A 21,008-nucleotide genomic window follows, 5' to 3' on the forward strand; every position below is an offset into this window, starting at 1 on the left:
TGACGGTCGGCCGGGACCGGCCGGCGGTCCCGCGGACCGCGTCGGGGTCATCTCGACGGTATCGGGGACACTGATGACGCGCGAGTTCGCACGGTCAGGCAGAGGCAGAGAAGGGGAGTCAGGGACATGAAGGGCACGGTTGGTGAGCTCGGGGAATTCGGGCTCATCAGGGAGCTCACCTCCCGTCTCACCACGACCCCGGCGGTGCGGATCGGTCCGGGCGACGACGCCGCCGTGGTGGCCGCGCCCGACCGGCGGGTGGTGGCGAGCACCGACGTCCTGGTCGAGGGGCGGCACTTCCGCCGCGACTGGTCCACGGCCTACGACGTCGGGCGCAAGGCGGCCGCGCAGAACCTCGCGGACATCGCCGCGATGGGCGCCGTGCCGACCGCGCTGCTGCTTGGCCTGGTCGTCCCGGCCGAACTCCCGGTCAGCTGGCCGACCGAGCTGATGGACGGGCTGCGCGACGAGTGCCAGGTGGCGGGCGCCGCCGTGGTCGGCGGGGACGTGGTGCGCGGCGACGGCATCACCGTGTCGATCACCGCGCTCGGCGATCTGCGCAACCAGGAGCCGGTGACCCGGGCCGGCGCCCAGCCCGGCGACCTGGTGGCCGTCACGGGCTGGCTGGGCTGGTCCGCGGCCGGCTACGCGGTGCTCTCGCGCGGCTTCCGCTCGCCGCGCGCCTTCGTGGAGGCCCACCGGCGCCCCGAGCCGCCGTACCACGCGGGCCCGGCCGCCGCCTCGCTCGGCGCGACCGCGATGTGCGACGTGAGCGACGGGCTGATCGCCGACCTCGGGCACATCGCCGAGGCGAGCAAGGTCCGCATCGACATCCGCTCCGGCGCGATCGACGTGCCCACGCAGATGAACGACATCGGGCAGGCCGTCGGGGTGGACCCGATGCAGTGGGTGCTGACCGGGGGAGAGGACCACGCCATCGTGGCGACCTTCCCGCCGGACACCAAGCTCCCGGCCCGCTGGAAGGTCATCGGAGAGGTGCTGAACCCCTCCGCGCTGCCCCAGGTGACCGTCGACGGCGCGCCCTGGACCAGCGCGGGCGGCTGGGACCACTTCGGGGACATCGAGTCATGAGCCTGCCCAGGGTGCTCACCGTGGCCGGCTCCGACTCGGGCGGCGGCGCGGGCGTCCAGGCCGACCTGAAGACCATGCTGGCGCTCGGCGTCCACGGGATGAGCGTGATCACCGCGGTGACCGCGCAGAACTCACTGGGCGTCCAGGGCGCCTGGGAACTGCCCGTGGCCGCGGTCCGGGCCCAGTACCGCAGCGTCGTGGACGACATCGGCGTCCAGGCCGTGAAGACCGGCATGCTGGGGTCGGCGGAACTGGTCGAGGCGGTCGCCGAGTTGATCTCCGGCACGGACGTGCCGGCCGTGGTCGACCCGGTGGGCGTCTCCAAGCACGGCGACGCGCTGCTCGCCGCCTCCGCCCTGGACTCCGTGCGCACCAGGCTGCTCCCGGCGGCGACCGTGGCCACCCCGAACCTGGACGAAGTGACCCAACTCACGGGGGTCGTGGTCGACTCGGAGGGCGATCTGCGCCGGGCCGCCGCGGCGGTGCTGGAGTTCGGCCCGCGCTGGGTGCTGATCAAGGGCGGCCATCTGGCGGGCGACGCGGTGGACCTGCTGACCGACGGCGCCGAGGAGCACTGGCTGCGGGCGCCCCGGCACGACAACCGGCACACCCACGGCACGGGCTGCACCCTGGCCTCCGCGATCGCCTCGGGGCTGGCCAAGGGCCTCGCCGTGCCGGAGGCGGTCGGCGCGGCCAAGGAGTACGTCACCGGGGCGATCGCGGCGGGGTTCCCGCTGGGCGCCGGGATCGGGCCGGTGGACCATGGGTGGCGGCTGCGGGGCTGACCCGGCACGGGGGCGCCGGGGGTTCTTGCGGGTACGGCAAAAAGCCGGCCCACCCTGAGGTGGACCGGCTCAGTGCAGCGAACCAAGCGGTGGCCGCGCGCTGCTGTAGCGTCAGCGCGAGACCTTGCCCGCCTTGATGCACGAGGTGCAAGCGTTCACGCGCTTCGGCGTCCCGCCCACCACGGTACGCACACGCTGGATGTTCGGGTTCCAGCGGCGGGACGTACGGCGGTGCGAGTGCGAGATGTTGTTGCCGAAGCCCGGCCCCTTGCCGCAGACGTCGCAGTTGGCAGCCACGGGTCACTCCAAAGACTTCAGATGCACTTACGGATAATCCCGGCATGCCGGGATCAAGATCGTACGACCTGAGATCTGAGTGGCGGTGCCAGGGGGAATAGCCCGATCGGATCGGGCAACCGGAGCAGCATACCAAGGCTGCGTCCGGGAAGCGAAACTACCATGGCGGAGCGGGGTCCCGCCCCCAGCCCTCTTCCGGCGGGCACCGCCCCGGGGTCTACGCTGCGACCACGTCCAGCCAGCTCAGGGAGGCGCAGGTGGCGCAGGTGCCGCAGACATTCCTCGATGCTCTCGCGGTACGCACCTGGTGCGGTCTGGCGCTGCGCGCGGTGGGCCGCGCGCGCGAGGAGATCGACGCCATCAACGTCTACCCGGTGGCGGACGGCGACACCGGTACCAACCTCTACCTCACCCTGGAGTCGGCCGCGACGGCCGTGGAGGCCGTGTTCGCCGGGTACGAGACGGACCCCGCCGGACCCCGGCTCGCGGACGCGGTGCGCGCGATGGCCCACGGGGCGCTGATCGGTGCCCGGGGCAACTCCGGCACCATCCTCGCCCAGCTGCTGCGCGGCATGGCCCAGGTCCTGGCCGCGGACGGCGCGGAGCCCCGCTGCGACGGCGCCGGACTGCGGCTCGCCCTGCGCCGGGCCGCCGACTCCGCCCGCGGGGCCGTGGCCCACCCCGTCGAGGGCACGGTGCTCACCGTCGCCTCGGCCGCCGCCGACGCCGCCGAGCAGGCGGCGGGCGACTGCGCGGCGGTGGCCCGGGCCGCCTACGAGGGCGCCCGCGCGGCCTTGGCGGCGACCCCCGGCCGGCTGGCGGTCCTCGCCCGGGCCGGGGTGGTCGACGCGGGCGGCCGGGGACTGGTGGCTGTGCTCGGGGCGCTGGTGGAGGCGTGCACGGGGGAGGCGGTGCGGGAGACCGCCGGGGCCCCGGAGGTCACCGGGGTCCCGGTCCCCGGAACCGAGGGGTGCGACGAGGGGCGGGGCGGCCCCGCGTTCGAGGTGATCTACCTCCTGGAGGCCGACGACGCCGCCGTGGCCCGGCTGCGGGACCGGCTCGACGCCCTCGGGGACTCCCTGGTCGTGGTGGGCGGCGACGGGCTGTGGAACGTCCATGTGCACGTGGACGACGCGGGCGCCGCCGTGGAGGCGGGCGTGGAGGCCGGGCGGCCGTACCGGATCCGGATCACCCACTTCGGGGCCGGGGACGTGCACACCGGCGGCCCCGGACCGGCGCCCGAGCGGGCCCAGCGGGCCGTCGTCGCCGTCGTGCCGGGCAGCGGCCTGGCCGGGCTGTACACCGAGGCCGGCGCGACCGCCGTCCTCGCGCGCCCCGGGGAGCCGCCGGCCAGCGGGGAACTGGTGGCGGCCCTGCGCCGGGCCCATGCCCGCGAGGTCGTCCTGCTGCCCAACGACGCCGAGCTGCGCGACACCGCGGCCGCCGCGGCCGAGCAGGTCCGCGCCGAGGGCGTCCGGGTGGCGCTGATCCCGACCCGCTCCGCGGTCCAGGGCATCGCCGCGCTCGCGGTGCACGAGCCCGGACGCCGCTTCGACGAGGACGTCGTGCAGATGACCTCGGCGGCGGGCGCCACCCGGTACGCCGAGGTCGTGGTCGCCGAGCACCGCTCCTGGACCACGGCCGGCATCTGCCAGGCCGGGGACGTGCTCGGCCTGATCGACGGGGACGTGGCGGTGATCGGCGCGGACGTCACCGCCACCGCCGAGACCGTCCTGGACCGCATGCTCCAGGCCGGCGGCGAGCTGGTCACCCTCGTCGTCGGCGACGAGGCGCCCGAGACCGTCGCGGGACACCTGGAGACCCGGGTACGGGAGTCCTACCTGGCCGTGGACACGGTGGTCTACCGGGGCGGCGGCCAGGGCAGTCTGCTGCTCATCGGCGTGGAGTAGCCCGCCCCCGCGGCGCGTTCGCGGGCAGGCGTGCCGCGGCATTGTCGGTGCCGTGGTGTGCAATGGGACTCGTGCCCGCACTGGAAGAACCACTGAGACAGCCGCTGAAGTCAGTGCTCGGCCCCGCCACCGCCAAGGTGATGGCCGAGCACCTCGGCCTGCACACCGTAGGCGACCTCCTGCACCACTACCCGCGCAGATACGAGGAGCGCGGCCAGCTCACCCACCTCGCCGACCTGCCCATGGACGAACACGTCACCGTGGTCGCCCAGGTCGCCGACGCCCGGCTGCACAGCTTCGCCTCCGCCCGGGCGCCCCGCGGCAAGGGCCAGCGCCTGGAGGTCACGATCACCGACGGCAGCGGCCGCCTCCAGCTGGTCTTCTTCGGCAACGGCGTGCACAAGCCGCACAAGGAGCTGCTGCCGGGCACCCGCGCGATGTTCGCCGGCAAGGTCTCCGTCTTCAACCGCCGCCTCCAGCTCGCCCACCCTGCCTACGAGTTGCTGCGCGGCGACGGCGAGGAGACCGTCGAGAACTGGGCCGGCGCCCTCATCCCGCTCTACCCGGCCACCGCCAAGCTGGAGTCCTGGAAGATCGGCAAGGCGGTCCAGACGGTCCTGCCCACCGCCCAGGAGGCCGTCGACCCGCTGCCCCCCGCCCTCCGCGAGGGCCGCGGCCTGCTGCCCCTTTCCGAGGCCCTGCTCAAGATCCACCGCCCGCACACCAAGGCCGACATCGAGGACGCCCGCGCCCGCCTGAAGTGGGACGAGGCCTTCGTCCTCCAGGTCGCCCTGGCCCGCCGCAGGCACGCCGACGCCCAGCTCCCCGCGGTCGCCCGCACCCCCGCGCCCGACGGTCTGCTGACCGCCTTCGACGCCCGCCTCCCCTTCACCCTCACCGAGGGCCAGCAAAAGGTCTCCCAGGAGATCTTCGACGACCTCGCCACCGAACACCCCATGCACCGGCTGCTCCAGGGCGAGGTCGGCTCGGGCAAGACCATGGTGGCCCTGCGCGCCATGCTCGCCGTGGTCGACGCCGGCGGGCAGGCCGCCATGCTCGCGCCCACCGAGGTGCTGGCCCAGCAGCACCACCGGTCGGTCACCGAGATGATGGGCGAGCTGGCCGAGGGCGGCATGCTGGGCGGCACCGAGCACGCCACCAAGGTGGTGCTGCTCACCGGCTCGATGGGCGCCGCGGCCCGCCGGCGCGCCCTGCTCGACCTGGCCACCGGCGAGGCCGGCATCGTCATCGGCACCCACGCCCTGATCGAGGACAAGGTCCGCTTCCACGACCTCGGCCTGGTCGTCGTGGACGAACAGCACCGCTTCGGCGTCGAGCAGCGCGACGCCCTGCGCGGCAAGGGCAAACAGCCCCCGCACCTCCTCGTGATGACCGCCACCCCGATCCCGCGCACGGTCGCCATGACCGTCTTCGGCGACCTGGAGACCTCCGTCCTCGACCAGCTGCCGGCCGGCCGCTCCCCGATCGCCAGCCACGTCGTCCCGGCCGCCGACAAACCCCACTTCCTGGCCCGCGCCTGGGAGCGGGTCCGCGAGGAGGTGGCGGGCGGCCACCAGGCCTACGTGGTCTGCCCCCGCATCGGCGACGAGGAGGACGACCCGAAGAAGGCGGCCAGGAAGAAGTCCCCCGAGGACGAGGCCGAGAAGCGCCCCCCGCTCGCGGTCCTCGACGTGGCCGACCACCTGGCCAAGGGCCCCCTCGAGGGCCTGCGGGTCGAGGTCCTGCACGGCCGTATGCACCCCGACGACAAGGACGCGGTGATGCGCCGCTTCGCCGCCGGCGAGACCGACGTCCTGGTCGCCACCACGGTCATCGAGGTCGGCGTGAACGTCCCCAACGCCACCGCCATGGTGATCATGGACGCCGACCGCTTCGGCGTCTCGCAGCTCCACCAGCTGCGCGGCCGGGTCGGCCGGGGCTCGGCCGCGGGCCTGTGCCTCCTGGTCACCGAGATGCCCGAGGCGAGCGCCGCCCGCCAGCGCCTGAACGCGGTCGCCTCCACCCTCGACGGCTTCGAACTCTCCCGGATCGACCTGGAACAGCGCCGCGAGGGCGACGTCCTCGGCCAGGCCCAGTCCGGCGCCCGCTCCAGCCTGCGCGTCCTCGCCGTCATCGAGGACGAGGAGGTCATCGCGCAGGCGCGGGAGGAGGCGGCGAAGGTCGTCGAGGCGGACCCGGAGCTGGAGCGCCTGCCGGGCCTGCGGACGGCCCTGGACGCGCTGCTGGACGACGAGCGCGAGCAGTACCTGGAGAAGGGATGAAGCGATCCTGACCAGGGGCGCGGGGGGTCGCGTCACCCGCCACAATGGAACGTCGAAGCCGCCCACCACGAAGGACCACACATGACCCGCGTGATCGCCGGCGCAGCCGGCGGACGCCGCCTGGCCGTCCCGCCGGGAACCGGCACCCGGCCGACCTCCGACCGCGCACGCGAAGGTCTCTTCTCCACCTGGCAATCCCTCCTCGGCGGTCCCCTGGACGGCGAACGCGTCCTCGACCTCTACGCCGGCTCCGGCGCCGTGGGCCTGGAAGCCCTCTCCCGGGGCGCGAGCCACACCCTCCTCGTGGAGGCCGACGCCCGCGCCGCGCGAACCGTCCGCGAGAACGTGCGGAACCTGGGGCTGCCCGGCGCGGAGGTCAGAGCGGGCAAAGCGGAACAGGTCGTACGGACCGCGCCCCCCGCACAGCCGTACGACCTGGTCTTCCTGGACCCCCCATATGCCGTCACAGACGACGATCTTCGCGAGATTCTCCTCACACTCCACTCGGAGGGCTGGCTCGCGGAGAACGCCCTCGTCACCGTGGAGCGCAGCACCAGAGGCGGCGAATTCCACTGGCCGGACGGCTTCGAGGCGCTCCGCTCCCGTCGTTACGGCGAGGGAACGTTTTGGTACGGTCGCGCCGCCTCTACGTGCGAAGACGCACGATGACCGGACCGGAGAGCGAGGGATCTCAAGTGCGCCGCGCCGTCTGTCCCGGGTCGTTCGACCCGATCACCAATGGACATCTCGACATCATCGCCCGAGCCTCCCGGCTGTACGACGAGGTCTACGTCGCGGTGATGATCAACCAGTCCAAGAAGGGCCTGTTCGACGTCGACGAGCGGATCGCGCTCATCCGCGAGGTGACCACCGACTACGCCAACGTGCGCGTCGAGTCCCACCACGGCCTGCTCGTGGACTTCTGCAAAGAGCGTGACATCCCCGCGATCGTCAAGGGCCTGCGCGCCGTCAGCGACTTCGACTACGAGCTGCAGATGGCCCAGATGAACAACGGCCTCACCGGCGTCGAGACGCTGTTCGTGCCGACCAACCCCACCTACAGCTTCCTGTCCTCCTCGCTCGTCAAGGAGGTCGCGGCCTGGGGCGGCGACGTCTCCCACCTGGTGCCGCCGGAGGTCGTCGCCGCCCTCAACAGGCGTCTGCGCAAGGACTGATGGGCGCGGGGGCTACAGTCGTCCCGTCCGTCTCCAACCCGGCTGTAGAGAGTGGCGAGCACAGGTGGACGTGCAGAAGAAGCTCGACGAGATCGTCTCCGCGGTCGCCGGCGCCCGGGCCATGCCCATGTCGGCGTCCTGCGTGATCAACCGCGCCGATCTGCTCGCGATGCTGGAAGAGGTGCGCCAGGCGCTGCCCGGCTCCCTCGCGCAGGCCCAGGAACTGATCGGCGACCGTGAGCAGATGGTCGAGCAGGCCCGGCAGGAGGCCGAGCGGATCATCGAGAGCGCGCACGCCGAGCGCGGCTCGCTGATCTCCGGCACCGAGATCGCCCGCCGCTCCCAGGCGGAGGCGGACCGGATCCTCGCCGAGGCCCGCCGGGAGGCCGAGGAGGTGCGCGCCGAGGCCGACGACTACGTCGACTCCAAGCTCGCCAACTTCGAGGTCGTCCTGACCAAGACGCTCGGCTCGGTCGGCCGGGGCCGGGAGAAGCTGCTCGGCACCGGCCCCGGCCTGGACGAGCACGGCTACGAGGACGAGGACGCCCCCGAGCGCAGCCAGGACCCCGAGACCCTGCGGCACAACGCCGACGCGTACGTGGACGCCAAGCTGGGCGCCTTCGAGGCGGTGCTCGCCAAGACCCTGGAGGCGGTCGGCCGCGGCCGGCAGAAGCTGCACGGCCGGATCGCCACCGACGACCTCGGCGCCCTGGCCGACGACACCACGACCTTCCAGCACTCCAGCGACGCCGACTACCTGGCCGACCTGGCCGCCCTCGCCGACGCCCCGGCCGAGCGCCCGGCGGCCCGGCCCCGGCCGGAGCAGCCCGCGTACGAGCCGGCGGCGGACCAGCCCGTCTACGACCCCGTGCCGGAGCAGCCGTCGTACGAGCCGCAGCCCGCGTACGGGTCGTACGACCAGCAGCAGGGCGGATACACCGGCTTCCCGCAGCAGACCGCCTACGACCAGGGGACCCAGCAGCAGGACCCCTACGGCTACCAGCAGCAGGACCCCTACGCCTACCAGGGGTATCCCCAGCAGGCCCCCTACGACCCGCCGCAGCAACAGCAGGTCCAGCTGCCCCAGCAGTCACAGGGGCAGCAGGACTACGCTCTGGACGAGACCAGCCTCTTCGACACCAGCATGATCAGCGCCGAGCAGTTGCGGGCGTACGAGCAGGGCCGCGGGCTGAGCTGACCGACCGGATTGGGTCCTGGGGCCAAGGTCCAGTATCCTGGCTCTTCGGTCGCGCGTGCCCTCATGTTGAGTGCGGAGCCGTCCGCGACCGCCGCTGCCCGGAAACACCTACGGGCGGTGTCCCTTCGAGTACGTAGATCGAAAGCAGGAATGGCTTCCAACGCCCGCCTCGACCACCGCAACCCCCTCGTGATCGACACGCACGAGCTGGGTCGGCGTCCTGGTGCGCTGCAGCGCCTGACCCGTGAGATCGACGCCCCCGCGGATCTCGGCATCCCGGGAGTCGTCGGAGTGCCGGAAGGCACCCCGGTGGAACTCGAACTCCGCCTGGAGTCGGTCATGGAAGGGGTGCTTGTCACAGGCACCACCCGTGCAACGGCCAAGGGGGAGTGCGTAAGGTGTCTGGAGCCGGTCGAGCTGGAGCTCGAAGCGGACTTCCAGGAGATGTTCTCGTACCCTGACGCCGACGACCGGGGCCGCGTGATCGCGGAACCGGGCGACGACGCCGAGGACGACGAGGACAGGCTCTTCATCGAGGACGGCCTGATCGACCTCGAGCCCATGCTGCGCGATGCGGTGGTGCTCGCACTGCCGATGCAGCCGGTGTGCCAGGAAGACTGCCCGGGCCTGTGCTCCGAGTGTGGGGCGCGGCTCGCGGACGACCCGGACCACCACCACGACGCCGTCGACATCCGTTGGGCGGCTTTGCAGGGACTCGCCGACACCATGACGGACGGCGAGAAGGACGAGATGAGCGGCGCCGAAGCGGGCGTCGACGAGAAGCAGGAGAAGTAGCCGTGGCTGTTCCGAAGCGGAAGATGTCGCGCAGCAACACGCGCCACCGCCGGTCGCAGTGGAAGGCTGCGGTCCCCACCCTGGTTGCGTGCGAGCGCTGCCACGAGCCCAAGCAGCAGCACATCGCGTGCCCGTCTTGCGGCACCTACAACAAGCGCCAGGTCCTCGAAGTCTGAGCGGGCTGGTGAGAGGCACTGTGTCCAGTCCGAAGAAGAACACTCCCCGCGCCGGTGGAGGCACGGACAACCAGGCCTCGTCCCACACGCTTCTGGAAGGGCGGCTCGGGTATCAGCTCGAGTCCGCCCTTCTGGTGCGTGCGCTGACCCACCGTTCCTACGCGTACGAGAACGGCGGTCTGCCGACGAACGAGCGGCTGGAGTTCCTCGGGGACTCCGTGCTCGGTCTCGTCGTCACGGACACGCTGTACCGCACCCACCCCGACCTGCCCGAGGGCCAGCTGGCCAAGCTGCGGGCCGCGGTGGTCAACTCGCGTGCGCTGGCGGAGGTGGGGCGCGGCCTCGACCTCGGCGCCTTCATCCGGCTCGGCCGGGGTGAAGAGGGCACGGGCGGCCGGGACAAGGCGTCCATCCTCGCCGACACCCTTGAAGCGGTGATCGGCGCGGTCTATCTCGACCAGGGCCTCGACGCGGCGTCCGAGCTGGTGCACCGGCTCTTCGACCCGCTGATCGAGAAGTCCTCCAACCTGGGCGCCGGCCTGGACTGGAAGACGTCCCTCCAGGAGCTGACCGCGATCGAGGGACTCGGCGTGCCCGAGTACCTGGTCACGGAGACCGGCCCCGACCACGAGAAGACCTTCACTGCTGCCGCCCGCGTCGGAGGCGTCTCGTACGGCACCGGCACCGGCCGCAGCAAGAAGGAGGCGGAGCAGCAGGCCGCCGAGTCCGCCTGGCGGGCCATCAAGGCCGCCGCGGACGAGCGGGCCACGACGGTGCAGCAGGCCAAGGAGGCCGTCGCGGAAGCCGTCAAGGACGACGACACGTCGTCCGCCACCGCCTGACGAGCAGCACACCCGAGCGCCCGCCCACCGTTTCCCGAGGGGCGGGCGCTCGGTTCATCCAGCGCTTTCCACGGGGGTCCCGATGCCCGAGTTGCCCGAGGTCGAGGTCGTCCGGCGTGGGCTGGCGCGGTGGGTCGCCCACCGCACCGTCGCCGAGACCGAGGTGCTGCACCCGCGTGCCGTGCGCCGGCACGTGGCCGGCGGCGAGGACTTCGCGCAGCGGCTCAAGGGCCACCACATCGGGGAGCCCAGCCGGCGCGGCAAGTACCTGTGGCTGCCGCTGGAGGAGACCAACCAGTCGGTGCTCGCGCACCTCGGCATGAGCGGCCAGCTGCTGGTGCAGCCGCACGAGGCGCCGGACGAGAAGCACCTGCGCATCCGCGTCCGGTTCGCCGACTCCCTCGGCACCGAACTGCGCTTCGTGGACCAACGCACCTTCGGCGGGCTGTCGTTGCACGACAACACCCCCGAGGGCCTGCCCGACGTCATCGCGCACATCGCCCGCGACCCCCTCGACCCGCTGTTCGACGACGAGGCCTTCCACCAGGCCCTGCGCCGCAAGCGGACCACCGTCAAACGGGCCCTGCTGGACCAGTCGTTGATCAGCGGCGTCGGCAATATTTATGCGGACGAGGCCCTGTGGCGCGCCCGCATCCACTACGAGCGCCCGACCGCGAACTTCACCCGCCCGGTCACCGCCGAACTCCTCGGCCACATCAGGGACGTGATGAACGCGGCCCTCGCCGTCGGCGGCACCAGCTTCGACAGCCTGTACGTGAACGTCAACGGCGAGTCGGGCTACTTCGACCGTTCCCTGGACGCCTACGGCCGCGAGGGCGAGCCCTGCAACCGCTGCGGCACCCCCATCCGCCGCCGCCCCTGGATGAACCGCTCCAGCTACTTCTGCCCGAAGTGTCAGCGGGCGCCGCGCGCCTCGTCGTAACGCCCGCGGGCCGCCAGCACCTCGTCCATGGAGCCCTCCACGGACTCGATGAGCGCGAGGAGCCGGCCGGCGATCTCGCGGCCCAGCGCGGTCAGTTCGTAGTCCACGCGGGGCGGGTTGGTCGGCTGGGCCTCGCGGTGCACCAGCCCGTCCCGCTCCAGCGCGTGCAGGGTCTGGGACAGCATCTTCTCGCTCACCCCGTCGACGCGGCGGCGCAGCTCGTTGAAGCGCAGTGAGCCCTCGTGCAGCGCGCCGAGCGTCAGCGCGCCCCAGCGGCCGGTGACGTGCTCCAGCGTGCCCCGGGACGGGCAGGCCTTGGCGAAGACGTTGTAGGCGAGCTCTTCGTGCTCCTCAGGACAGGCGGTCATGCCCCAAGGGTACGCGTCCGCAGCGCTCACTGCTGGGTTGCACTAACTTCTGGTTAGTGCTTTCATTTCCACACCGCATTGAGCTGCCCTTCCGAGGAGAGTCATGACCGCCCCTGTCGTTTCCATCGCCTACCACTCCGGCTACGGCCACACCGCCGTCCTGGCCGAGGCCGTCCGCACCGGTGCCGCGGAGGCCGGCGCCGAGGTGCACCTGATCAAGGTGGACGAGATCACCGAGGAGGACTGGGGGACGCTGGACCGCTCCGACGCGATCGTCTTCGGCTCGCCCACCTACATGGGCACCGCCTCCGGCGCCTTCCACGGCTTCGCCGAGGCCAGCTCCTCGCGCTGGGCCGGTCAGGACTGGCAGGACAAGCTGGCCGCGGGCTTCACCAACTCCGGCTCCAAGAGCGGCGACAAGCTGCACACCCTGCAGTTCTTCCAGATCCTCGCCGCCCAGCACGGCATGCACTGGGTGAACCTGGGCCTGCTCCCGGGCTGGAACTCCAGCACCGCCTCCGAGAACGACCTCAACCGCCTCGGCATCTTCGCCGGTGCCGGCGCCCAGACCGACACGGACCAGGGCCCGGAGGGCGTGCACAAGGCGGACATAGCCACGGCCGAGCACCTCGGGCGCCGGGTGACGCGGACGGCGCTGACCTTCGCGCGGGGTCGCGCCGCCGCGTGAGCGGGGGCCCCGGCGGCCTCGGGCCTCACCGGCCGTCGCGGGCCCCGGGGGTTCGCGGGCCCCGGACGTCCCGGGGCCTCAGGAGCCGAACTCCTCGGTCCACCACGGCCCGCCCGGACCGTAGTGCACACCGACGCCGAGGGTCTTGAAATCGCGGTTCAGGATGGCGGCGCGATTGCCGGGGTCGGCCATCCATGCCTTCACCACGGCCTTCGGGTCCGCCGGACCGCGGGCGATGTTCTCGCCGCCGAGGCCGGTGACGCCGGCCGCCGCCGCCCGGTCCCAGGGCGACCTGCCGCCCGGGTCGGTGTGGCCGAAGAAGCCCCGCGCCGCCATGTCGTCGCTGAACGCCTCGGCCAGCCTCGTCAGCGAGGAGTTCGCGGACAGCGCGCCCAGTCCCGCCTTCGCCCGCTCGTCGTTGACCAGCTTCAGCACCTCGGCCTCGGCGGCGGCCCGTGCCGACACCGTGACCGCCGGGGCGGCCGGCGCGGGAGCCTTGGTCGTACGACGGGACGGGCGGGGCTTCGCGGACGAGGGGGCGGGCGACGGGGTGGCCGCGGGGCTGGTCCTCGGTGCCGTGGTCTTCGGGGCGGTGGTCTCGGGGGCGTCGCTCTTCGGCGCGGGCTTCGGAGCGGTGGACCTCGTGCCGGGCTTCCCGGACGGTGACGCCGGCGCGGCCGGTTTCGACGCGGGCGCCGGCACGGCCGGCTTCGCCGCGGGCCTCGACGGGGACGCCGGCCGCGAAGGGGCCGGCGAGGCCGGGGCGGACTTCGGCGGAACCGGGGAGGAGGGTGCCGTCGGGGCGGCGGGGGACGGCCGTACGGCGTCCCCGCCGGACGTCGCACCGCCGACGCCGGTGCTCGCGCTCCCGGACGTACCGCCCTGTGCGGCGGCCGAGTTGCCGGGGGAACTCGCGACCACGGTCCGGTCCCCGCCGGCGTGGGCGCCGTCCCCGGGCCGGTAGCCGTCGAAGCCCGGGACCACGCCCGCGGCCACGGCGGCGGTGCCCAGGACGACGGCCACGGACAGCCCGAGCAGGGCCACGCTCACCGAACGTCCGGCGCGCTTTTGGTGCTCCTCGTCCCGGGGCGCGTCGGCACCGGCTGCGGGCACCTCCGGCTCCGCGTCCGCCGTCGCCGCGTCCTGCGCCGCGAAGAGGTACGCCTCGGCCTTGGCCTTCGCCTCCGCGTAGGCCGGGTCCGCACCGGGCGCGGTGCCCGTCGGGATCGGCACCGTGTCCGGGGAGGGGGACGGAGACGGCGACGGGAACGACGGCCGCTCGCCCCCGGCGGCGGAGCCCTGCGCGGCGTCGCCGTCCCCGGCGCGGCCGGCGTCCGAGCGTCGGTGGCGTCCCATGTCCTGGCCCTCTTCCTCGTACGTCCTTACGAACATCCCAACCCACTCGATCGAGTGAGTTTCGTATGAGATGCACCGGAAGCGGACGGTACCTCATGCCCCGCGGAGGCGATGTGTGCCGGACGACACCGGCCGGTTAGGTTGCACCCATGAGTGAGGATGTTCGACTGGTCGCCTGGGTGCGCGGACACGTACAGGGCGTGGGATTCCGCTGGTTCACGCGTGCCAAGGCACTGGAGATCGGCGGCCTGAGTGGTTTTGCTCTCAATCTGGCGGACGGCCGGGTACAGGTCGTCGCCGAGGGCGCGCGCGAGGGCTGCGAGGGACTGCTCGACTGGCTCCAGGGCGACGACACGCCCGGCCGCGTCGACGGTGTCACCGAGATCTGGGACACACCTCGCGGCGGCTACGACGGCTTCGCGGTCCGCTGAGCCGGAGCCGCCCGGCCGCGGCGCACCGACCCGGGCGGTGGCCGCCGGGAGCGGAAACGGCCTGGTGGTTGCCAAGAAGGGCGCAGCGTGGCAGGCTCCCGGGGTACAGCTGATCGCTGAGCCCCGAGGGCCCGGATGACTCGCAGCGCCGCCGCATTTCCCGGCCGCGCGCCCCGGTTCGCCCCCCAATACGGGGCGTGATCGTGTTGACCGTCAAACTTTTTGGTGAGACGCTGAAAGCCCCGCGCACCCTAGCTGTTTGGCATCGAGCAACAGCAGAGCAACACGGATGTGCCAAGCACCGCGGGTGCGAAATCCCTCACGACCCACACCGCATCGGTCGGTCACTCAGTGTGGAGGACCATCCATCATGGCAAAGGCGCTTCTCGGTTACGTCGGCGGCTCCGACCCTCGACTCCTCGCCGAGATGCGACGGCTGCAGCAGCGTGTCCAGGACCTGGAGTCCGAGCTGGTCAGGATCCAGGCGGAGAACGAAGCGCTGACGGCTGCCGCCTCTCAGGACAGGATCATGGAGAGCATCGACGCACACCAGGCGGAGCCTGCGCTCACCTGATCGCTGCATCAGCTCCACAACAGCAGTCGCAGCGGCCAGGGTGCCCGTAACAACCGCTCAGTCGATCGGACGGCCGGCACCAAGGCCGTCCCCTCAGAATCGCAAGGGACGCTTCGGCGTCCCTTCTTTCTTACCCCCGCGCATCCTTTCACCTTCTTCAACAACTGGTGTGCCCTGCATATCCAACGGCGAAACCGCGGGCTTGCGAGGGTTCATGGAGTGAGATAGCGGCGGCCGGTAGAGTCCAGCGGCGTGCACCTCAAGGCCCTGACCCTGCGCGGCTTCAAGTCGTTCGCCTCCGCGACCACGCTCCGCTTCGAACCCGGGATCACGTGTGTCGTCGGGCCCAACGGCTCGGGCAAGTCCAACGTGGTGGACGCGCTGAGCTGGGTCATGGGCGAGCAGGGCGCCAAGTCGCTGCGCGGCGGAAAGATGGAGGACGTCATCTTCGCCGGCACCACCGGGCGCCCCCCGCTGGGCCGCGCCGAGGTGTCGCTGACCATCGACAACTCCGACGGGGCGCTGCCCATCGAGTACGCCGAGGTCACCATCACGCGGATCATGTTCCGCAACGGCGGCAGCGAGTACCAGATCAACGGCGACACCTGCCGCCTGCTGGACATCCAGGAACTCCTCTCCGACTCCGGCATCGGCCGCGAGATGCACGTCATCGTCGGCCAGGGCCAGCTCGACTCCGTGCTGCACGCCGACCCCATGGGCCGCCGCGCCTTCATCGAGGAGGCGGCCGGCGTCCTCAAGCACCGCAAGCGCAAGGAGAAGGCGCTGCGGAAGCTGGACGCGATGCAGGCCAACCTCGCCCGCGTCCAGGACCTCACCGACGAACTGCGCCGCCAGCTCAAGCCGCTCGGCCGGCAGGCGGCGGTGGCCCGGCGGGCCGCCGTCATCCAGGCCGACCTGCGCGATGCCCGGCTGCGGCTGCTCGCCGACGACCTCGTACGACTGCGCGAGGCGCTCAACGCCGAGATCGCCGACGAGGCCGCCCTCAAGGCACGCAAGGAGAGCGCCGAGCAGGAGCTGAAGAAGGCCCTGCACCGCGAATCGCTCCTGGAGGACGAGGTGCGGCGGCTCGCCCCGCGCCTCCAGCGCGCCCAGCAGACCTGGTACGAGCTGTCCCAGCTGGCCGAACGGGTGCGCGGCACGATCTCGCTGGCCGAGGCCCGGGTCAAGAGCGCCACCTCCGCACCGCCCGAGGAGCGCCGCGGCCGCGACCCCGAGGACCTGGAGCGCGAGGCCGCCCGCGTCCGCGAGCAGGAGGCCGAACTGGAGGCCGCCCTCGAAGCGGCCCGGCGCGCCCTGGACGACACGGTCGCCCACCGCGCCGAGCTGGAGCGGGAACTGGCCGTCGAGGAACGCCGGCTCAAGGACGTGGCCCGCGCCATCGCCGACCGCCGCGAGGGCCTGGCCCGGCTGCACGGACAGGTGAGCGCGGCCCGCTCGCGCGCCGCCTCCGCGCAGGCCGAGATCGACCGGCTGGCCACGGCCCGCGACGAGGCCCAGGAGCGCGCGGTGCGCGCACAGCGGGAGTACGAGGCGCTGCGGGCCGAGGTCGACGGACTCGACGCCGACGACACCGAACTCGCCGAGCGGCACGAGGCCGCCAAACGGCAGCTGGCCGCCGCCGAGGCCGCCCTGACCACGGCCCGCGAGTCGGCCACCGCCGCCGAACGCCGCCGCGCCGCCACCCAGGCCCGTCACGAGGCGCTGGCCCTCGGGCTGCGCCGCAAGGACGGCACCGGCACCCTGCTGGACGCCCGGCTCACCGGCGTCCTGGGCCCGGCTGCCGAACTGCTGACCGTCACCCCCGGCTATGAGATCCCGCTGGCGGCGGCCTTCGGAGCCGCGGCGGACGCCGTCGCCGTGACCGACCCGGCCTCCGCGGCGGACGCCATCCGCCTCCTGCGCAAGCAGGACGGGGGCCGGGCGGCCCTGCTCCTCGCGGGCTCGCCGGACGCGCCCCGCACGGACGCGGAGCCGTGCCCGGCGTGCGGCAGCCGGGGGACCGGTGCGCCCGGCGGCGACGAAGCCGCGCCCGGCGCACGCGCGATCCCCGCCGGCACACTGGTCCGCGCCCCTGAGGACCTGATGCCGGCCGTCCACCGGCTCCTGCACGGCATCGTCGTGGTCGACACCCTCGAAGCCGCCGAGGACCTGGTCCGCGCCCACCCCCACCTCACCGCCGTGACCGCGGAAGGCGACCTGCTGGGCGCCCACTTCGCGCAGGGCGGCTCGGCCGGCGCCCCCAGCCTGCTGGAGGTCCAGGCGTCCGTGGACGAGGCCGCGGCGGAACTGGCGGAGCTGGAGGTCCGCTGCGCGGAGCTGGCCGGGGAACAGCACGCGGCGGCCGAGCGCCGTGCCGAGGCCGCGGCCCTCGCCGAAGAGCTGAGCGAACGCCGCCGGGCCGCCGACCGGCAGAAGTCCTCCACCGCCCAGCAGCTCGGCCGGCTCGCCGGCCAGGCACGCGCTGCGGCCGGGGAGGCCGAGCGTTCCGCCGCCGCTGCCGCGCGGGCGCAGGAGGCGCTGGACAGGGCCGTGGAGGAGGCCGAGGAACTGGCGGAGCGACTGGCGGTCGCCGAGGAGACGCCGGTCGAGGAGGAGCCGGACACCTCCGCGCGCGACCGGCTCGCCATCGACGGCGCCAACGCCCGCCAGACCGAGATGGAGGCACGCCTCCAGGTCCGGACCCACGAGGAGCGGGTCAAGGGGCTCGCCGGGCGGGCCGACTCGCTCGACCGGGCGGCCCGCACGGAGCGCGAGGCACGGGCGCGGGCCGAGCAGCGCCGGGCCCGGCTGCGGCACGAGGCGGCCGTCGCCCAGGCGGTCGCCGACGGCGCCCGCACCCTGCTCGCGCACGTCGAGGTCTCCCTCGTCCGCGCCGACCGGGAGCGCACCGCCGCCGAGGCCGCCAAGGCGCGGCGCGAGCAGGAACTGGCCGCCGCCCGCACCGCCGGACGCGAACTGAAGTCGGAACTCGACAAGTTGACGGATTCAGTACACCGCGGTGAGGTACTCGGCGCCGAGAAGCGGCTGCGGATCGAGCAGCTGGAGGCCAAGGCGCTGGAGGAACTGGGTGTCGAGCCGGCGGGGCTTGAGGCGGAGTACGGGCCGGACCGGCCCGTGCCGCCCTCGCCCCCCGCCGACGGCGAGCGGCTGCCGGAGGACCCGGACGACCCGCGCAACCAGCCGCGCCCTTTCGTACGGGCCGAGCAGGAGAAGCGGCTCAAGGCGGCCGAGCGGGCGTACCAGCAGCTCGGCAAGGTCAATCCGCTGGCACTGGAGGAGTTCGCGGCACTGGAGGAGCGGCACAAGTTCCTCAGCGAGCAGCTGGAGGACCTGAAGAAGACCCGCGCCGATCTGCTCCAGGTGGTGAAGGAGGTCGACGAACGGGTCGAGCAGGTCTTCACCGAGGCCTACCGGGACACCGCCCGCGAGTTCGAGGGGGTCTTCGCCCGTCTGTTCCCCGGCGGCGAGGGCCGGCTCGTGCTCACGGACCCGGACGACATGCTCACCACGGGCGTCGACGTGGAGGCGCGCCCGCCGGGCAAGAAGGTCAAGCGGCTGTCCCTGCTCTCCGGCGGCGAGCGGTCGCTGACGGCCGTCGCACTGCTGGTGTCGATCTTCAAGGCCCGGCCGAGCCCCTTCTACGTGATGGACGAGGTCGAGGCGGCCCTGGACGACACCAACCTCCAGCGGCTGATCCGGATCATGCAGGAGCTGCAGGAGGCGTCGCAGCTCATCGTGATCACGCATCAGAAGCGCACGATGGAGGTGGCGGACGCGCTGTACGGCGTCTCGATGCAGGGCGACGGTGTGTCGAAGGTCATCTCGCAGCGCCTTCGCTGACCCCTTTTCAAGATCCATTCGATCGCAGAGCTGGGATCGCTCACTTCTCGTTCACTTCTTGAACGCGGAGCGAGGTGATCTATCTACAAACTCACAGCCGTTCCCCTATTGACTTCGAAAGTTGAAGACATAGTCTCTGCAACGTTGCTTTTTCCTTCAGGTGTAAGTGACGCCGACGTGTGCGCCACTGGAGACCTGGAAGGGCTCACCCCCACCCCGGCAGCGTTGCCGTGGCCCGAGGAGTTTCACGTGACCAGCACAGCGCAGGCACCTCAGTCAGGAGCCGGGACGGCTCATCCCGAACATCTCGGGCATGTCATCTTCATCGCGGCCGCCGCCGCCATGGGCGGCTTCCTCTTCGGCTACGACAGCTCCGTCATCAACGGTGCCGTCGAAGCCATCCGTGACCGCTACGACATCGGCCCCGCCGCGCTCGCCCAGGTCATCGCCATCGCCCTGATCGGCTGTGCCATCGGCGCGGCCACCGCGGGCCGGATAGCCGACCGGATCGGCCGTATCCGCTGCATGCAGATCGCGGCCGTGCTGTTCACGATCAGCGCCGTCGGCTCCGCGCTGCCCTTCGCGCTGTGGGACCTCGCCTTCTGGCGCATCATCGGCGGCTTCGCCATCGGCATGGCCTCCGTCATCGGCCCCGCCTACATCGCCGAGGTCGCCCCGCCCGCCTACCGCGGCCGGCTCGGCTCCTTCCAGCAGGCCGCGATCGTGGTCGGCATCGCCATCTCCCAGCTGGTCAACTGGGGCCTGCTGAACGCCGCCGGCGGCAACCAGCGCGGCCACCTCATGGGCCTGGAGGCCTGGCAGGTCATGCTGGGCGTCATGGTGATCCCGGCGATCCTCTACGGCATGCTGTCGCTCGCCATCCCGGAGTCCCCGCGCTTCCTGCTGTCCGTCGGCAAGCGTGAGCGCGCCAAGGAGATCCTGGCCGAGGTCGAGGGCAAGAACATCGACCTGGACAAGCGCGTCGCCGACATCGAGCACGCGATGAAGAGCGAGCACCGCTCCACCTTCAAGGACCTGCTCGGCGGCGGCTTCTTCTTCAAGCCGATCGTCTGGGTCGGCATCGGCCTGTCGGTCTTCCAGCAGTTCGTCGGCATCAACGTCGCGTTCTACTACTCCTCGACGCTGTGGCAGTCGGTGGGCGTCGACCCGACGCAGTCGTTCTTCTACTCCTTCACCACGTCCATCATCAACATCGTCGGCACCGTGATCGCGATGATCTTCGTGGACCGCATCGGCCGCAAGCCGCTCGCGCTCATCGGCTCCGCCGGTATGACGGTCGGACTGGCCCTGGAGGCCTGGGCGTTCTCCTACCACCTGGTCGACGGCAAGCTGCCCGCCACGCAGGGCTGGGTCGCCCTGATCGCGGCCCACGTCTTCGTCCTCTTCTTCGCCCTGTCCTGGGGTGTGGTCGTCTGGGTCATGCTCGGCGAGATGTTCCCGAACAAGATCCGTGCCGCCGCCCTGGGCGTGGCCGCCGCCGCGCAGTGGATCGCCAACTGGGCGATCACCGCGAGCTTCCCGTCGCTGGCCGACTGGAACCTGTCCGTCACGTACGTCATCTACACGGTGTTCGCGGCCCTCTCCATCCCGTTCGTCCTGAAGTTCGTCAAGGAGACGAAGGGCAAGGCCCTGGAGGAGATGGGCTGACGGCCCCCCCGAACCCGAGGAGAAGGGCCCAAGACCCCGCTGCCCCTCTCCTCGCATCTCCCTCCGCCCCCGGTACGGCCACCGCCGTCCGGGGGCGGAGGCGTTTCCCGGCCCGCTCCGCCGGCGCCGGCACCACCCGCTCGGCGAACAGCCGCAGGCTGCGCCACGCCTCCTCGACGGGCCGGGCGCCCGCGAGCGCGTGCGGCCCCAGGGTGTCCGGCCCTGCGTTCGGTAACTGGTCCGGGGTGAGGCCGCGGGAGGGCGTCGCGTAGGCGCGGGGCTCGTGGGGAGTGCAGTCCGCGCGGCACACGGGGCACTCCTGGTCTCCTCGGCCGGCCGCGGCGGGCCGTGCGGCGGCCCGATCGCCGCCGACACGGTCACCGGGATGCTCCGCGTGGCCCCGGACACCGTGCCCGCGCCCGCGCCCGCGCCCGTGCCCGCGAACGGCGACGGCAGCCGGTCGTCCGCGACGCCGTGGCGCCCCTCGGTCCGCACGGTGCCGGTCCCGTGCGCGGCCGGATCGCGGGGAACGACCGTGACGGGCATGACGAAGTCCCCCTCCGCCAG

General features: G+C 72.4%; 19 protein-coding genes. 16 read left to right on the top strand and 3 right to left on the bottom strand.

Features of this window, described 5'->3' with window-relative positions; translation table 11 throughout:
• Nucleotides 1-126: 126 nt before the first annotated feature.
• Together BLW85_RS27285 and thiD are read left to right on the top strand one after the other, a co-directional pair.
• Nucleotides 127-1,092, top strand: coding sequence for a thiamine-phosphate kinase (locus tag BLW85_RS27285; protein ID WP_070022318.1), 966 nt, complete (start codon nt 127-129; stop codon nt 1,090-1,092).
• A complete protein-coding gene (gene thiD / locus BLW85_RS27290; RefSeq protein ID WP_074993469.1) occupies nt 1,089-1,877 on the top strand; it encodes a bifunctional hydroxymethylpyrimidine kinase/phosphomethylpyrimidine kinase in 789 nt (262 codons plus the stop codon). Before BLW85_RS27285 ends, thiD begins: the two co-directional genes overlap by 4 nt.
• A 111-nt stretch (nt 1,878-1,988) precedes the next feature.
• Here thiD and rpmB read toward each other — a convergent pair whose 3' ends face one another.
• Entirely contained in the window at nt 1,989-2,174 is a 186-nt protein-coding gene (gene rpmB / locus BLW85_RS27295; RefSeq protein WP_003993230.1) for a 50S ribosomal protein L28, read from the bottom strand.
• Between the two features lie 257 nt (nt 2,175-2,431).
• On the opposite strand from rpmB, the gene BLW85_RS27300 reads away from it, so the two are divergent.
• From BLW85_RS27300 to mutM, 9 genes are all read left to right on the top strand, one after another.
• The gene (locus BLW85_RS27300; protein ID WP_074993472.1) at nt 2,432-4,084 is read left to right on the top strand and encodes a DAK2 domain-containing protein; all 1,653 of its coding nucleotides are present in this window, start codon (nt 2,432-2,434) and stop codon (nt 4,082-4,084) included.
• 62 nt (nt 4,085-4,146) lie between these two features.
• Entirely contained in the window at nt 4,147-6,366 is a 2,220-nt protein-coding gene (recG, locus tag BLW85_RS27305; protein ID WP_070022315.1) for an ATP-dependent DNA helicase RecG, read from the top strand.
• Between the two features lie 81 nt (nt 6,367-6,447).
• A complete protein-coding gene (rsmD, locus tag BLW85_RS27310; protein ID WP_070022314.1) occupies nt 6,448-7,035 on the top strand; it encodes a 16S rRNA (guanine(966)-N(2))-methyltransferase RsmD in 588 nt (195 codons plus the stop codon).
• Between the two features lie 26 nt (nt 7,036-7,061).
• Nucleotides 7,062-7,541, top strand: a complete 480-nt coding sequence (coaD, locus tag BLW85_RS27315; protein ID WP_070022313.1) for a pantetheine-phosphate adenylyltransferase — start codon at nt 7,062-7,064, stop codon at nt 7,539-7,541.
• A gap of 64 nt (nt 7,542-7,605) precedes the next feature.
• Nucleotides 7,606-8,739, top strand: a complete 1,134-nt coding sequence (locus tag BLW85_RS27320; protein ID WP_070022312.1) for an ATP synthase F0 subunit B — start codon at nt 7,606-7,608, stop codon at nt 8,737-8,739.
• A 150-nt stretch (nt 8,740-8,889) separates the two neighbouring features.
• A complete protein-coding gene (locus BLW85_RS27325) occupies nt 8,890-9,534 on the top strand; it encodes a YceD family protein (protein WP_074993475.1) in 645 nt (214 codons plus the stop codon).
• Nucleotides 9,535-9,536: 2 nt separating this feature from the next.
• On the top strand, nt 9,537-9,710 hold the full coding sequence (rpmF, locus tag BLW85_RS27330; RefSeq protein ID WP_003951102.1) for a 50S ribosomal protein L32: 174 nt from the start codon (nt 9,537-9,539) through the stop codon (nt 9,708-9,710).
• Nucleotides 9,711-9,718: 8 nt separating this feature from the next.
• Nucleotides 9,719-10,552 (top strand): ribonuclease III, encoded by an 834-nt coding sequence (rnc, locus tag BLW85_RS27335; protein WP_374028490.1) that lies wholly within the window; start codon nt 9,719-9,721, stop codon nt 10,550-10,552.
• An 82-nt stretch (nt 10,553-10,634) separates the two neighbouring features.
• Nucleotides 10,635-11,495 carry a bifunctional DNA-formamidopyrimidine glycosylase/DNA-(apurinic or apyrimidinic site) lyase gene (mutM, locus tag BLW85_RS27340; protein ID WP_070022309.1) on the top strand — a complete coding sequence of 287 codons (861 nt, stop codon included), beginning with the start codon at nt 10,635-10,637 and terminating at the stop codon, nt 11,493-11,495.
• Here mutM and BLW85_RS27345 read toward each other — a convergent pair.
• Nucleotides 11,468-11,863: a winged helix-turn-helix transcriptional regulator gene (locus tag BLW85_RS27345; RefSeq protein ID WP_070022308.1), complete on the bottom strand. Its 396-nt coding sequence runs from the start codon at nt 11,861-11,863 to the stop codon at nt 11,468-11,470. The two genes, mutM and BLW85_RS27345, sit on opposite strands and share 28 nt — an antisense overlap.
• 103 nt (nt 11,864-11,966) lie before the next feature.
• Here BLW85_RS27345 and BLW85_RS27350 point away from each other — a divergent pair, with 103 nt between their 5' ends.
• Nucleotides 11,967-12,551 (top strand): flavodoxin family protein, encoded by a 585-nt coding sequence (locus tag BLW85_RS27350; RefSeq protein ID WP_070022307.1) that lies wholly within the window; start codon nt 11,967-11,969, stop codon nt 12,549-12,551.
• Between the two features lie 78 nt (nt 12,552-12,629).
• Here BLW85_RS27350 and BLW85_RS27355 read toward each other — a convergent pair whose 3' ends face one another.
• On the bottom strand, nt 12,630-13,907 hold the full coding sequence (locus BLW85_RS27355; protein WP_074993477.1) for a CAP domain-containing protein: 1,278 nt from the start codon (nt 13,905-13,907) through the stop codon (nt 12,630-12,632).
• A 149-nt stretch (nt 13,908-14,056) separates the two neighbouring features.
• Between BLW85_RS27355 and BLW85_RS27360 the strand changes: the two genes are divergently transcribed.
• The 4 genes from BLW85_RS27360 to BLW85_RS27385 all read left to right on the top strand — a co-directional run bounded on the left by BLW85_RS27360 (nt 14,057) and on the right by BLW85_RS27385 (nt 20,441).
• Nucleotides 14,057-14,338 (top strand): acylphosphatase, encoded by a 282-nt coding sequence (locus BLW85_RS27360; RefSeq protein WP_070022305.1) that lies wholly within the window; start codon nt 14,057-14,059, stop codon nt 14,336-14,338.
• A gap of 370 nt (nt 14,339-14,708) precedes the next feature.
• Nucleotides 14,709-14,912 (top strand): hypothetical protein, encoded by a 204-nt coding sequence (locus BLW85_RS27370; protein ID WP_014675251.1) that lies wholly within the window; start codon nt 14,709-14,711, stop codon nt 14,910-14,912.
• Between the two features lie 252 nt (nt 14,913-15,164).
• The gene (gene smc / locus BLW85_RS27380; RefSeq protein WP_074993479.1) at nt 15,165-18,773 is read left to right on the top strand and encodes a chromosome segregation protein SMC; all 3,609 of its coding nucleotides are present in this window, start codon (nt 15,165-15,167) and stop codon (nt 18,771-18,773) included.
• Between the two features lie 249 nt (nt 18,774-19,022).
• The gene (locus BLW85_RS27385; protein WP_070022303.1) at nt 19,023-20,441 is read left to right on the top strand and encodes a sugar porter family MFS transporter; all 1,419 of its coding nucleotides are present in this window, start codon (nt 19,023-19,025) and stop codon (nt 20,439-20,441) included.
• Nucleotides 20,442-21,008 lie beyond the last annotated feature (567 nt).

The sequence above is a fragment of the Streptomyces misionensis genome, assembly GCF_900104815.1.
Taxonomy (GTDB): Bacteria; Actinomycetota; Actinomycetes; order Streptomycetales; family Streptomycetaceae; genus Streptomyces; species Streptomyces misionensis.